The organism is Sphingopyxis sp. HIX (assembly GCF_001468285.1).
GTDB lineage: Bacteria > Pseudomonadota > Alphaproteobacteria > Sphingomonadales > Sphingomonadaceae > Sphingopyxis.
In genome coordinates this window covers 81,710-94,184 of record NZ_LNSB01000004.1, presented here as the reverse complement: position 1 = coordinate 94,184, position 12,475 = coordinate 81,710, and the positions used below count along the sequence as shown (strand labels likewise).

12 protein-coding genes and 1 pseudogene are annotated in these 12,475 nt (G+C 67.9%); 7 read left to right on the top strand and 6 right to left on the bottom strand.

Going from position 1 to position 12,475, the window contains the following annotated elements:
- Positions 1-70 precede the first annotated feature (70 nt).
- Positions 71-1,483: a M20/M25/M40 family metallo-hydrolase gene (locus tag ATE62_RS03440; RefSeq protein WP_058806497.1), complete on the top strand. Its 1,413-nt coding sequence runs from the start codon at positions 71-73 to the stop codon at positions 1,481-1,483.
- Positions 1,484-1,667: 184 nt separating this feature from the next.
- Here ATE62_RS03440 and ATE62_RS03435 read toward each other — a convergent pair whose 3' ends face one another.
- Positions 1,668-2,486, bottom strand: coding sequence for a ferredoxin--NADP reductase (locus tag ATE62_RS03435; protein WP_058806496.1), 819 nt, complete (start codon positions 2,484-2,486; stop codon positions 1,668-1,670).
- Positions 2,486-2,944, bottom strand: a complete 459-nt coding sequence (locus ATE62_RS03430) for a hypothetical protein (protein WP_058806495.1) — start codon at positions 2,942-2,944, stop codon at positions 2,486-2,488. Before ATE62_RS03430 ends, ATE62_RS03435 begins: the two co-directional genes overlap by 1 nt.
- Positions 2,945-3,076: 132 nt before the next feature.
- Here ATE62_RS03430 and ATE62_RS23520 point away from each other — a divergent pair, with 132 nt between their 5' ends.
- The 4 genes and pseudogenes from ATE62_RS23520 (at position 3,077) to ATE62_RS03410 (ending at position 8,200) form a co-directional block, all read left to right on the top strand.
- On the top strand, positions 3,077-3,496 hold the full coding sequence (locus ATE62_RS23520; RefSeq protein WP_058806494.1) for a hypothetical protein: 420 nt from the start codon (positions 3,077-3,079) through the stop codon (positions 3,494-3,496).
- Positions 3,497-3,538: 42 nt separating this feature from the next.
- A pseudogene (locus ATE62_RS23515) lies at positions 3,539-4,078 on the top strand (pyridoxamine 5'-phosphate oxidase family protein); the annotation flags it as partial.
- Positions 4,079-4,129: 51 nt separating this feature from the next.
- Positions 4,130-6,430, top strand: a complete 2,301-nt coding sequence (gene parC / locus ATE62_RS03415; RefSeq protein ID WP_058806492.1) for a DNA topoisomerase IV subunit A — start codon at positions 4,130-4,132, stop codon at positions 6,428-6,430.
- Positions 6,431-6,520: 90 nt separating this feature from the next.
- Positions 6,521-8,200, top strand: coding sequence for a putative bifunctional diguanylate cyclase/phosphodiesterase (locus tag ATE62_RS03410; RefSeq protein ID WP_231736057.1), 1,680 nt, complete (start codon positions 6,521-6,523; stop codon positions 8,198-8,200).
- Here ATE62_RS03410 and ATE62_RS03405 read toward each other — a convergent pair.
- From ATE62_RS03405 to ATE62_RS03390, 4 genes are read right to left on the bottom strand one after another with little or no spacing between them, the layout of a single operon-like run.
- Positions 8,173-9,381 (bottom strand): CCA tRNA nucleotidyltransferase, encoded by a 1,209-nt coding sequence (locus ATE62_RS03405; protein ID WP_058806491.1) that lies wholly within the window; start codon positions 9,379-9,381, stop codon positions 8,173-8,175. The genes ATE62_RS03410 and ATE62_RS03405 overlap by 28 nt on opposite strands.
- Entirely contained in the window at positions 9,378-9,962 is a 585-nt protein-coding gene (locus ATE62_RS03400) for a CoA pyrophosphatase (protein ID WP_156420397.1), read from the bottom strand. Before ATE62_RS03400 ends, ATE62_RS03405 begins: the two co-directional genes overlap by 4 nt.
- A complete protein-coding gene (locus ATE62_RS03395; RefSeq protein WP_058806490.1) occupies positions 9,962-10,549 on the bottom strand; it encodes a DUF1285 domain-containing protein in 588 nt (195 codons plus the stop codon). Before ATE62_RS03395 ends, ATE62_RS03400 begins: the two co-directional genes overlap by 1 nt.
- Positions 10,550-10,594: 45 nt before the next feature.
- Positions 10,595-11,098, bottom strand: a complete 504-nt coding sequence (locus ATE62_RS03390; RefSeq protein WP_058806489.1) for a GNAT family N-acetyltransferase — start codon at positions 11,096-11,098, stop codon at positions 10,595-10,597.
- Positions 11,099-11,188: 90 nt separating this feature from the next.
- On the opposite strand from ATE62_RS03390, the gene ATE62_RS03385 reads away from it, so the two are divergent.
- Both ATE62_RS03385 and ATE62_RS03380 read left to right on the top strand, forming a co-directional pair.
- On the top strand, positions 11,189-11,560 hold the full coding sequence (locus ATE62_RS03385; RefSeq protein ID WP_058806488.1) for a dihydroneopterin aldolase: 372 nt from the start codon (positions 11,189-11,191) through the stop codon (positions 11,558-11,560).
- A complete protein-coding gene (locus ATE62_RS03380) occupies positions 11,557-12,318 on the top strand; it encodes an SDR family oxidoreductase (RefSeq protein WP_058806487.1) in 762 nt (253 codons plus the stop codon). Before ATE62_RS03385 ends, ATE62_RS03380 begins: the two co-directional genes overlap by 4 nt.
- Positions 12,319-12,475: the final 157 nt, after the last annotated feature.

The following is a 12,475-nucleotide window of genomic DNA, read 5'->3' as shown; positions in this document are numbered from 1 at the left end:
GCGCAAGAAAAACAAAGCGCCTTGCGGGGCTTGGCGCTTTCTGCTCCCTTCACCTGCGAAGGGGATTTCCATGATCAAGAAAATCTGGTTGCCGATGCTGTCCGCGCTGGCCTTTGCGGCACCCGCCGCCGCGCAGGAGGCGCCGCGCCCCGACCAGCTCGCCTTCCGCGAGATTTTCAGGGAACTGATCGAAACCAACACAACCTTGTCTTCGGGCAGCTGCACCCTCGCCGCCGAACGCATGGCGACGCGGATGAAGGCGGCGGGCTTTCCCGAGAGCCAGCTCCATCTTTTCGCGACGCCCGAAAATCCCAAGGAGGGCGGACTCGTGGCGGTCTATCCGGGCACCTCGAAGACCGCCAAGCCGATCCTGGTGATGGCGCATATCGACGTCGTCGAGGCCAAGCGCGCCGATTGGGAGCGCGATCCCTTCACCCTGTTCGAGGAGAATGGCTATTTCTACGGCCGCGGCACGCTCGACGTGAAGTCGCAGGCCGCGGTGTGGGTCGACATGCTGATCCGTTTCCAGCAGGCGGGCTACAAGCCGAAGCGCACGATCAAGATGGCGCTGACCTGCGGCGAGGAGACCAACGGCGCGTTCAACGGAATCCAGTGGCTCGCGGCGAACAAGCGCGACCTGATCGACGCCGAATTTGCGCTTAACGAAGGCGGCGGCGGCGACAGCGACGGCAAGGGCAAGGGCAAGGTCATCGGCCAGGCGGTGCAGGTGGGCGAAAAGACCTTCGCCAACTTCCGCCTCGAAACGCGCAACCCGGGCGGGCACAGCTCGGCGCCGATGCCCGACAATGCGATCTACGAGCTCGCCCGCGCGCTGAGCCGAATCGAGGCGCATGAATTCCCGGTCGAGATGACCGACGTGACGCGGCGTTATTTCGCCGAGGCCGGCGCGGTGCGCGGCGACGACATAGGCAAGGCGATGACCGCGCTGGCGAAGGATCCGGCCGACAAGGCGGCCGAGGCGATCGTCAACAAGGATCCCTTCCTGCACAGCAATTTGCGCACCACCTGCGTCGCGACCCTACTCGACGGCGGCCACGCCGCCAACGCGCTGCCGCAGCGCGCGGGCGCGAACATCAATTGCCGCATCTTTCCCGGCCACAGCATCGAATCGATCAAGGACGCGCTGGCCAAGGTCATCGACGATCCCAAGGTGACGATCACCCAGCTGCCCCCCAAGCGCCCCGCCCCGCCCGCGCCGCCGCTCGACCCGAAGATCATCGGGCCGATGGCGAAACTCGTCGCCAAATATTGGCCGGGGCTGACGGTCATCCCGTCGATGGCGAACGGCTATACCGACGCCACCTTCCTCGGCGCGGTGGGCATTCCGACCTATGGCATCCCCGGCATGTGGGGCGATCCCGACGGCAATGGCGTCCACGGCCTCAACGAGCGGATCGCGGTCCAATCGCTCTACGTCGGGCGCGACTATATGGTCGACCTCGTCAGGGCCTATGCGGACTAGTGCTATCCTTCTCCCTTGATGGGAGAAGGATACGCAGCCTTATCGCGGAGCGATTAGGCGAAGTTGGATGAGGGTGATGGCGCGTCCTTGCGCCGCCGCTTCAGACCGACGCCGCACCCCCACCGCTGCGACTAAGGCAGCAAGCTGCCAAGTCTCGCTACCTCCCCCATCGAGGGGGAGGGGGTCACCCCACGAACGCCCGTTCGATCACGAAATCGCCGGGCGCGGCGTTCGAGCCTTCCTTGAAGCCGAGGCTTTCGAAGCGCGCCTGCAGGTCGCGGATCATCGCCATGCTGCCGCACATCATGATGCGGTCGGTTGCGGGGTCGAAGGCCGCGGGGCCGGTCAGCGGGTGGCCGAACAGCGCGCCATTGTCGATCAGCGCGTCGATGCGGCCGCTGGTGCGGAAGGGCTCGCGCGTCACCGTCGGCAGGTAATGGAATTGCAGCAGCGCCTGGTCCTGCACCAGCGGATCGCCCGCGAGCTGGCTTTCCAGATCGTCGCGGAAGGCGAGGTCGCTGACCTGGCGCACGCAATGGACGATCATGATCTGGTTGAACCGTTCGTAAATGTCGGGATCGCGCGAGAGGCTAAGGAAGGGTGCGAGGCCGGTGCCGGTCGAGAGCAGGAACAACCGCCGCCCCGGGGTCAGCGCGTCGGCGACGAGCGTGCCGGTCGGCTTGCGCCCGAGATAGACCGGATCGCCCGGCTGGATCAGCTGAAGCCGCGAGGTCAGCGGGCCGTCGGGGACCTTGATCGACAGGAATTCCAATTCCTCGGCCCAGGCGGGGCTGGCAATCGAATAGGCGCGCAGCAGCGGCCGGCCCTCGCCGCCAGGCAGGCCGATCATCACGAACTCGCCCGAACGGAAGCGGAAGCTCGCCGGACGGCTGATCGTGAAGCTGAACAGATGCTCGTTCCAGTGGCGGACGCTCTTCACTTCCTCGACGGTCAGCGAGGCGGAGGGGGCCAGCTTGGCGGCGGCGGCGATACGGTCGCTCATCACTTGGTTTCCTGATGGTCTTGAGAAATTGGGGAGGAAAGCCGCGACAGGTCGAAACCCGCGGCGGAAAGGCTGGTGGTGGCAGCCGCGAAGGCCTTGGCGATCGCCACGACCGATGCCGGTTCGACGAGCAGTTCGAGCGTCGAGCGAAGCCGATCGGCCTGCCCGCGCGCGGCGTCACGCCACAGCGCGATCAGCACCGCCTCGTCTTCGGCGATGGTACGGCACGGCATCGGCGCGAGCGCGAGGCAGCGGCGGCCGTCGCTCGCGAGCAACCCCATCGCGACGTGGAAATCGGGCAGCGCAAGCCGCGCGTCGACCGCCGCAAACCCGCGGTGCAGCGCGCGCGGCGGGCATTGCCCGCGCTCGGCCGCGCCGACCCAGCCGCGCATCGCCCACAGCAGGAAACGGCCGCCATTGCCGAGGCTTTCGACGGGGCGGTAGACAAAGGCGTACATGCGAATCTCCAGGCTGCTTGGCCGCGGCTTTTATGTTATTGCGAGGCATTTGCAACTATGAGATAATCTTTTCATTGTGGTAGCAAGGCTATGGGTCGCCCACGCGCGACCGCAGGAGAGGAGCAAGCCGCCATGACGGCCATCGACAGCATCGCCGCGCTCGAAGCCGTGGTCGGCAAGCCTTCGCCGGCGATCGACCTCAAGGTCATCGACCGCGTCGATCCGACCGCGCAGCGCTGGCTGGCGGCCTCGCCGCTGATGTTCGCCGGCGTCGGCGACGGCGACGGCGGCATGACGATCACGCTGGCGGGCGGCGCGCCCGGCTTCGTGCATTCCGACGGCCCGACGCTGTCGATCCCGCTCGACCATATCGACGATCCCGCGCTGCTGCGGCCGGGCGAGGGCTTCGGGTCGCTCCTCCTTTTGCCCGGCATCGGCGAGACGCTGCGGATCAACGGCCGCGTCGCCGGGATCGCCGAAGGCGCAGCGCGGATCGCGGTCGAGGAATGTTATGTGCACTGCGCCAAGGCGCTGATCCGCTCCGACTTCTGAAAGGCCGAACCGCATGACGACGCGCCCGCGGCCACCGACGGCTTCGTCGCGGCGAGCCGCTTCATGGCGCTGGCGACGATCGACCCCGCTGGTGGCGGCGACCTCAGCCCCAAGGGCGACCCCGCCGGGCGGCTCGCGCGCATCGACGGCGGCACGCTCGCCTTTCCCGACCGCCCCGGCAATCGCCGCACCGACAGCTTCCGCAACATCATCGCGCAGCCGCGCATCGCCGCCGCGCTGCTGATCCCGGGCTCGACGATGGTCGCGACGCTGACGGGCACCGCGACGCTCAGCAGCGACGAAGCCGCGCGCGCGCCCTTCGCGGTCGGCGACAAGCAGCCGTTGCTCGCCGCGCGCGTCCACGATCTGACCATCGCGCTCGCCCCCAGCGCGGCGCTCGCCCGCGCGCGTCTCTGGCCCGCTGCTCCGGCGCCCGCCGACGTCAGCCCGGCCAAGATGCTGGGCGAGCATCTGCGCATCAACCGCGGCAAGGGCATCGGCGCGCGCATCGCGAGCGCGGTCGTCACCCCCGGCATGATCCAGAAGGGCCTCGACCAGGATTACAAGAACAATCTCTATTGATCCCTTTCGCCCTTTGCCATGCGGCGCGGGGCTTGCTATCCGCGCCGGACAATGGCGACCAACGACGACGACCTTCCTCCTTCCGACCCCGTACCCGGCATGAGCGACACCCCCTTCGACAGCGCGCTGTCGGAGCGCTACCTCGTCTATGCGCTGTCGACGATCACCGCGCGCTCGCTGCCCGACCTGCGCGACGGACTGAAGCCCGTCCACCGCCGCCTGCTCTGGGCGATGCGCGCGATGCGGCTCGACCCGAGCCAGGGCTACAAGAAATCGGCGCGCGTCGTCGGCGACGTCATCGGCAAGTTCCACCCGCACGGCGACACCGCGGTCTATGACGCGATGGTCCGCCTCGCGCAGGATTTCTCGCTCCGCTACCCGCTCGTCGACGGCCAGGGCAATTTCGGCAATATCGACGGCGATAATGCCGCGGCCTATCGCTACACCGAGGCGCGGCTGACGCGCGTCGCGGTCGATCTGATGCAGGGGCTCGACGAGGGCACTGTAGACTTCAAGCCGACCTATAATGGCGAGGACGAAGAGCCCGAGATCATGCCCGGGCTGTTCCCGAACCTGCTCGCCAATGGCGCGAGCGGGATCGCGGTCGGCATGGCGACGAACATCCCGCCGCACAATGCCGCCGAGGTGATCGGCGCCGCGCTGCTGCTGATCGAGAACCAGAATGCCGAGCTTGGCGAGCTGCTCGCGCATGTGAAGGGCCCCGATTTCCCGACCGGCGGCATCGTCGTCGACAGCCCCGAGGCGATCGCCCTGGCCTATGAGACCGGGCGCGGCGGCTTCCGCGTCCGCGCGCGCTTCTCGACCGGCAAGGTAGGCGATGCCTGGGAAGAAACGGGCGTCGAAAAACAGGCGGGCGGCACCTGGCAGCTCGTCATCAGCGAAATTCCCTATGGGGTCGCCAAGGGCAAGCTGATCGAACAGATCGCGCAGCTGATCGCCGACAAGAAGCTCCCGATCCTGGAAGATGTCCGCGACGAGAGCGCCGAGGATCTGCGCATCGTGCTGGTGCCCAAGAGCCGCAACGTCGACCCCGATATCCTGAAGGAAAGCCTCTACCGGCTGACCGACCTCGAAAGCCGCTTCGCGCTCAATCTCAACGTGCTCGACGCGACGCGCACGCCCAAGGTGATGGGGCTGAAACAGCTGCTCACCGAATGGCTGCAGCACCAGATCATCGTGCTCGTCCGCCGTGCGCAGCACCGGATCGCGAAGATCGACGACCGGCTCGAACTGGTCGCGGGCTATATCATCGCCTTCCTCAACCTCGACCGGATCATCGAGATCATCCGCACCGAGGACGAGCCCAAGCCGGTGATGATCGAAGAGTTCGTTCTCACCGACCGTCAGGCCGAGGCGATCCTCAACATGCGGCTGCGCAGTCTGCGCAAGCTCGAGGAAATGGAGCTCAAGCGCGAGCAGGCCGACCTAACCGCCGAACGCGAGGAACTCGCCAAGCTGGTCGAGAGCCCCGCGCGGCAGAAGACGCGGCTGCGCAAGGATCTCGAGAAACTCCGCACCGTCTATGGCCTCGACACTTTGCTCGGCGCGCGGCGGACGACGATCGCCGAAGCCGCGCCGGCGCGCGACATCCCATTGGACGCGATGATCGAGAAGGAGCCGGTGACGGTGATCCTGTCGAAGCGCGGCTGGATCCGCGCCCAGCGCGGCCATGTCGCGCCCGAGCAGTGGGGCGAGTTCAAGTTCAAGGAAGGCGACGAGCTGCTGTTCGCGGTGCGCGCGCAGACCACCGACAAATTGCTGATCGCCGCGAGCGACGGGCGCTTCTACACCGTCGGCGCCGACAAATTGCCCGGCGGACGCGGCTTCGGCGAGCCGCTGCGGCTGATGGTCGACATCGATCCCGAGGCGCGCATCGTCGCGCTGCTCCCCGCGAGCGCCGAAGGCCGCCTGCTGCTCGCCTCGACCAGCGGGCACGGCTTTATCGCGCAGATGGCCGAACTGATCGCCGAGACGCGCAAGGGCCGCAACGTCGTCAACCTGAAGCCCAAGGCGCAGCTGACGGTCGCGCGCCCGATCGCCGCGGGCGACGACAGCGTCGCGGCGATCGGCGAGAACCGCAAGCTGGTCGTCTTTCCCTTGAGCGAAGTGCCGGTGATGGCGCGCGGCCAGGGCGTCGCGCTGCAGCGCTTCCGCGATGGCGGGCTGTCCGACGCGACGACGATCGTGCTGGCCGAGGGGCTAAGCTGGAAAATGGGCGGCGAAAGCGGGCGGATGCGCAGCAATGTCGACGTCACCCTGTGGCGCGTCGCGCGCGGCGCCGCGGGGCGCAATCCCCCCGAGGGCTTTCCGAGGAGCAACCGCTTCGACTGATCGCTTTTCCTTATTGCCGTAAATAGCTTTTTTACCCCCCGCCCCTAGGCCGATGAAGCCATGGGGAAAGGTCGCACAAAACCCTCTTTTATGCCCATCGATCGCACCGGCGAGGACCGGCCGCTTCTGTTCGTCGGTTGGATCGACGCCCTTCCGGTACCCGCCGCGCTGATCCGGCCGCTGCCGCGCGGCAATTTCCGCCTGCACGCGAGCAACGCCGCCTTCGACCGGCTGAACCTGTCGCCCGCGGGTGCAAACGCTCCGATCGAGCTGCGCCGCGCGATCGAACGCACCGCGCAGAACCCCGACGACAGCCAGGAATTCTCGTGCCAGCTGGGCGACGGCCCCGCCGCGCGCGACCTGCGCGCGTCGATCGGCCCGCTGCCCGGCGAATATGGCGACGAAGACCTGTTCCTGCTGACGCTGATCGACCGCACGCAGGAAATGATGACCGAGCGCAATTTGCGCCGCGAACTGGTGTCGGACAGCCTGACCGGGCTCCCCAACCGCGCCGGTTTCGAGGAGCTGGTCGAACAGCGCATCGCCGCCGACGCCGAATCGGACCATGCGATCCTGCTGCTCGACCTCGCGCGCTTCAGCCGCATCAACGAACATATCGGCCCGCTCGCGGGCGACGAGCTGATCATCACCGTCGCGCGGCGGCTGAAATCGAGCCTGCGCAGCGGCGACATCCTGGCGCGCACCGGCGGCGACGAATTCGCCATCTCGTCGCGTATCGCCGGCGGGCGCGCCGATGTGCGCGAGATCGCACGCCGCATCCGCGGCTGTTTCGACCATCCCTTCCGTATCGGCGAATTGAAGGTCAGCGTCGATTGCGCGCTCGGCTGTACGATCCAGCCCGGCGGCGACACCGATGTCGCGGACCAGATCCGCCACGCGCAGATCGCGCTGAAGCGCGCCAAGCAGACCGACCGCATCGAGATTTACGAGCCCGAAGCCGCAATGCTCTCGGACAATCGTTTCGGGCTCGAGACCGCGCTGCGCAACGCGATCGAGGAAGACCGCCTCCACCTCGCCTTCCAGCCGCTGGTCGAGCTATCGACGGGCAAGGTCGCGGGTTTCGAGGCGCTGGCGCGCTGGGAAGATGACGGCGACCGCTCGATATCGCCCACCGAATTCATCCCCGTCGCCGAGGATTCGGGGCTGATCGTCCCGCTCGGCCAATGGGCGATCGCCAAGGCCGCGTGCACGCTCGCCAAATGGGACGCGCAAAACGGCGGCGCGCCGGTCGACTGCTATTTTTCGGTCAACGTCTCGGCGATCCAGCTGGTGCGCGACGACGTCGCCGCGGTGGTGCGCCAGGCACTCGCCGCCAACGCCATCGGCGGCGAGCGGCTGATGATCGAGCTCACCGAAAGCGCGATCATCGGCGACCCCGACCTCGCGCTGTCGGTGCTGAGCGAACTGAAGGCGCTGCAGACGCGCGTCGCGATGGACGATTTCGGCACCGGCTATTCGAACCTCGCCTATCTCCAGCGGCTGCCGCTCGACGTGCTCAAGATCGACCGCAGCTTCGTCGAGCATATGGTCGACGACCGCGACAAGGTGGCGATCGTGCGCACGATCCAGAGCCTGGCCGAAGCGTTGGGCATGAAGACCACCGCCGAGGGCGTCGAGACCGCCGACCAGGCGCGGCTCTTGTCGGCGCTCGGCTGCGACTTCGGGCAGGGCTTCCTCTTCGCGCGGCCGATGGCCGAGGGCGAAGCCTATGCTTATTGGCGTCAGTCGTTGAGCCGCCCGATCTTCTGATCGAGCAGTTCGGCGACGCGCGGCGCGCCGGGAAAATCCTCCGCCACCCATTCGGCTTCGACTTCTTTCAGGATGCGCGCAACCTCGGGGCCTGCGGCTATCCCGCGCGCGACGATGTCACCGCCCTTGAGCGGCAGGTCGGGGACGGACCATTGCGAGAAGGACCGCAAGGCTTCGGACGCCGCCGCGGGATCGGCGGCGAGCAGATAGACGTCCCCGGCCGCTTCTACGCCGATCGCATGCGCGAGCTGGCGCGGCGGCGGGAGCGCTTTAGCGCGGTGTCCGGCGAGCGCGGCGAGATGCTTGCGCTGGCGCGTCGAGAAGCGCAGCCGGCTGGCGACCTGCTCGGCGGTTGGCGCATCGGCAGGTAGCAGCGCCGCGAGACGGCGCAGCGCCGACGGTTCGGCTGCGGCCGCGCTCTCATTGGCGAGCAGCCGGTCGAGCGTATCCGCGAAATCGGGCGCCAGTTCGGGCAGGATCACCGCGAACATCCCGTCGGCCGCCATCTGCCCGACGATCGCGCGCGGATCGGGGAGCGCCAATATCTTGGTGAGCTCGTCCGCCACCCGCTCGCGCGACAGGCTTTTCAGCGACTGGCGCGCCGCGATCACCGCGGCGTGACTGGCCGGGTCGAGGTCGCCATGCCCGAAGCGCGCGACGAAGCGATAGAAGCGCAGGATGCGGAGGTGATCCTCGGCGATGCGCGTGGCGGCGTCGCCGATGAAGCGGATACGGCCGTTTTCGAGGTCGGCGAGGCCGCCGAAATAATCGTCGATCGCGCCGGTCTTCGGGTCGGCGTAGAGCGCGTTGATCGTGAAGTCGCGCCGCGCCGCGTCGTCGCGCCAGTCGTCGGCGAAGGCGACGGTGGCGCGGCGGCCGTCGGTCTCGACGTCGCGGCGCAAGGTCGTGATCTCGTGCCGGTCGTGGCTGGCGATTGCGGTGACGGTGCCGTGCGCGATGCCGGTGGGCACGACCTTGATCCCGACCGCCTCGAGCTTTTCGGTCACCTTGTCGGGGGTGAGCGGGGTCGCGAGGTCGATGTCGGCGACAGGGAGGCCGAGCAAGGTGTCGCGCACCGCGCCGCCGACCAGCCGCACCGCGCCGCCGCGCGCGGTGAGCGCCGCGACGATGCGCTTCAGACCCTCGCGGTGGCGCCATTCGGCGTCGGGCAACAGGGTCATCGGTGCCAGCCCGCGGGCAGCCGCCGCGCCAGATTGACGATGATGCCCGCCGTCACGCCCCAGATCCGCCGCCCCTGCCACATCATGTCATAATAATGCCGATCATGGCCCTGCCAATGCGCTTGCTGGCGGTCGTAGTTGGCGGGATCGAACAGCGTGTCGAGCGGCACTTCGAACCAGTCCTCGACCTCGTCGGGGTTGGGATCGAGCGGCAGGTCGGGTGGGATCACCCCGAGCACCGGGGTGATGTGATAGCCACTGCCCGAACGATAGGCCTCGGTCGTGCCCGCGATCGTCACGTCGCGGCGGTGGAGCCCGATCTCCTCCTCGGCCTCGCGCAGCGCGGCGTCGACCGCGTCGCGGTCGCCCGGATCGATCTTGCCGCCCGGAAAGGCCACTTGTCCGGCGTGGCTGCGCAGCCATTGCGGGCGCTGGGTCAGGATGACGCCGGGGTCGGGGCGGTCGGTGAAGGCGATCAGCACCGCGGCATCGCGTAGCGTCGGGGTGCCGAGATAGGTCTCGTCCTCATCCTCGCCGGGGAGCAGATTCTCGAGCGCGACGCGCAATTTTTCGAAGAGCATCAGGCGGCGCCCACCAGCGGGAAGCGCGCGCCGTTCGACCAGATGGCGGGCGGGTCGCCGCCCTCGGCGAGCGCCAGTTCGGCGATCTCGTAGTAGAGCGCCCTGTCGATGCGCGCTTCGAGGCCGTTGCCGAGCTTGCCCCGAACATGGAGTCGCGGGTCGGGATGGTCGGGGTCGCTGCCGAAGCTGAGCGGATGCTCGGGGCCTGCCAGCACGAGGTCGTCTGTGTCGAGGCGGAAGACGAGCTTTCGCGTTTCGCCCTCCCCCTCGCTCTTCATCTCGACCGCGCGGAAGGGCGTGTCCTCGACCGCGATGACGAGCTTCTCGGCGGGGGTGACGAGGACATGGCTGCCGTCGGCTTCGCGGCGCAGGATCGTCGAGAAGAGCTTGACCATCGCGGGGCGATTGATGCGCCCGCCCTCGTGATACCAGCTGCCGTCGCCGCGGATCTCCATCGCGCTGTCGCCGCTGCGCTCGGGGTGCCAGCTCTCGACCGGCGGCAGCTTGCGCGCGGCGAGCAGCTCGGCAGCCTCGGTCAGCGAAAGCTGCGAAAACTCTTTGGGGAGCGATGGCGCGGGGGTGACCATCCCTCCGACATAGGCGGACCTGCGCGCCGCGCAACCCCAGCCGGATCAGCGCGGCCCGATCATCCCTGCGCTCGTCGGCAAGCCATGCCCGTTCACCGCTCGCGCCAGCAGGCGGCGCTTCTCATAGGGTCCGGGCAGGTCCCACGCCCCCGTCGCATCGGCGGTGAAGCCGAAGAAGCGGCCATAATATTCGGGGTCGCCGATCATCATCAGCGCGCTGTCGGACTCATGCTCCGCCGCTTCCAGCATATGCGCCATCAGCAAACGGCCATGCCCGCCGCGCTGGACGTCGGGGCGCACCGCCACCGGGCCGACCATCACCAGCGGGGTCGCGGTGCCGTCCGGCGCATGGTGCGCGACGGGCCAGCACTGGATCGTGCCCGCGAGTTCGCCGTCTTCGATCAAGGCGAAGCTCAGTGCCGGAACCGCATCCATGCCCTGGCGGATGCGGTAGGCGGTTCGTCCAAAGCGGTCCGCCCCGAATGCGGCGTCGAGCAGATGCTCGACCGCCGACGGTGCAATATCCGACAATGGAAGTAACTCGACCAATGTGCGCCCTTTCGCTAATGCGGCGGCGCTTTAGGGTCCGGGGTCGGCGTTGGAAAGCCGAATGTCGCACCCGCCGAACAGGAATGTCTTGTGACCGATACATTGTGGCTGGAGGTGAACGGGCTGACCGTCGACGTCCTCACCGGCATCTATTCCGAAGAAACGCACCTGCCGCAGCCGCTGCGCATTTCGGTGCGCGCGCGACTGGCGATGGCCGATCATTACGAGCCGACGACGCCGCTCAGCCGCTCGAAAAACTACATGCACCTCAAATTCGCGGCCACCGAAGGGCTGCCCAAGGATGTGCATTTCGTGCTGATCGAAAGCGTCGCCGACCATATCATCGACACTTTGTTCCTGCAGGACGACAAGGTCGAGGAGGTCGAGGTCAAGATCGTCAAGCTCGCGATCGCCGAAGAAGGCGAAGAGATAGGCATCACGATGCGCAGGGCGCGCAAGTGACGGCGAAGCTGGCGCTGGTGACGGGTGGGCTCCACCGCGTCGGCGCCGCGATTTCGGCGCGGCTGGCGCGCGAGGGCTATGCGCTGGCGCTGCACAAGCGGAGCGCCGCCGAGGCCGATCCGCTGCTGGCGGAGGCGCTGGCCGAAACGGGCGCGTTGAGCCATCGTTTTGCCGCCGACCTGGGCGATCCCGCCGCGGTCGACGCGCTGGTCCCGGCGGTGATCGCGAAATTCGGCCGCGCGCCCGACTTGCTCGTCAACAATGCCGCACATTTCGCCGAGGGCGAGTGGGCCGACCTGTCGGCCCCGGCGCTCGCCGAGATGATGCAGGTCAATCTGTCGGCGCCGGTGATGCTCGCCAAGGCGCTCGTCGCGGCGAGCGAAGGCAAGCGCCCCGCGATCGTCAACATCGTCGACCAGCGCGTGCGGCATCCGGTGCCCGACCAGGTCGCCTACAGCCTGTCGAAATCGGCACTGTGGCAGGCGACGGCGACGCTGGCGGTGGCCTTCGGCGGCCGCGCGCGGGTCAATGCCGTCGCGCCGGGGCTGACGATGGCGACCGGGGATTATTCGGCGCCGCAGGTCGAGCGGCTGGCGGGGCTCATGCCGCTCGGCGCGCTGCCGACGCCGGGGCAGATTGCGGACGCGGTCGTCTATCTCGCGCGCGCCGAGGCGGTGACGGGGCAGACGCTCTTCGTCGACGGCGGCGCGCATCTGGCGCCGATGGCGCGCGATTTCGTGCAGTTGGAGCGGGACTGAAAAGATCCTCCCCATCGCGCAGCGCTGGGGAGGGGGAGTGCAGGGTTGGATTGCCCCCGGCAATCCAAGTCCAGTCCGGGGGACTGGACGACCCAGCACTCCCGCGAAGCGGGTGGTGGAGGGGTCTGGCCTTGCACCGACGCCTGCGGCGTCGAAC

Coding starts and splice junctions, on each gene's coding strand:
- ATE62_RS23520 (WP_058806494.1), top strand. CDS start 3,077: ATGACGGCCATCGACAGCATCGCCGCGCTCGAAGCCGTGGTCGGCAAG.
- ATE62_RS03410 (WP_231736057.1), top strand. CDS start 6,521: ATGCCCATCGATCGCACCGGCGAGGACCGGCCGCTTCTGTTCGTCGGT.
- ATE62_RS03435 (WP_058806496.1), bottom strand. CDS start 2,486: ATGAGCGACCGTATCGCCGCCGCCGCCAAGCTGGCCCCCTCCGCCTCG.
- ATE62_RS03440 (WP_058806497.1), top strand. CDS start 71: ATGATCAAGAAAATCTGGTTGCCGATGCTGTCCGCGCTGGCCTTTGCG.
- ATE62_RS03395 (WP_058806490.1), bottom strand. CDS start 10,549: ATGGTCACCCCCGCGCCATCGCTCCCCAAAGAGTTTTCGCAGCTTTCG.
- ATE62_RS03405 (WP_058806491.1), bottom strand. CDS start 9,381: ATGACCCTGTTGCCCGACGCCGAATGGCGCCACCGCGAGGGTCTGAAG.
- ATE62_RS03400 (WP_156420397.1), bottom strand. CDS start 9,962: ATGCTCTTCGAAAAATTGCGCGTCGCGCTCGAGAATCTGCTCCCCGGC.
- parC (WP_058806492.1), top strand. CDS start 4,130: ATGGCGACCAACGACGACGACCTTCCTCCTTCCGACCCCGTACCCGGC.
- ATE62_RS03430 (WP_058806495.1), bottom strand. CDS start 2,944: ATGTACGCCTTTGTCTACCGCCCCGTCGAAAGCCTCGGCAATGGCGGC.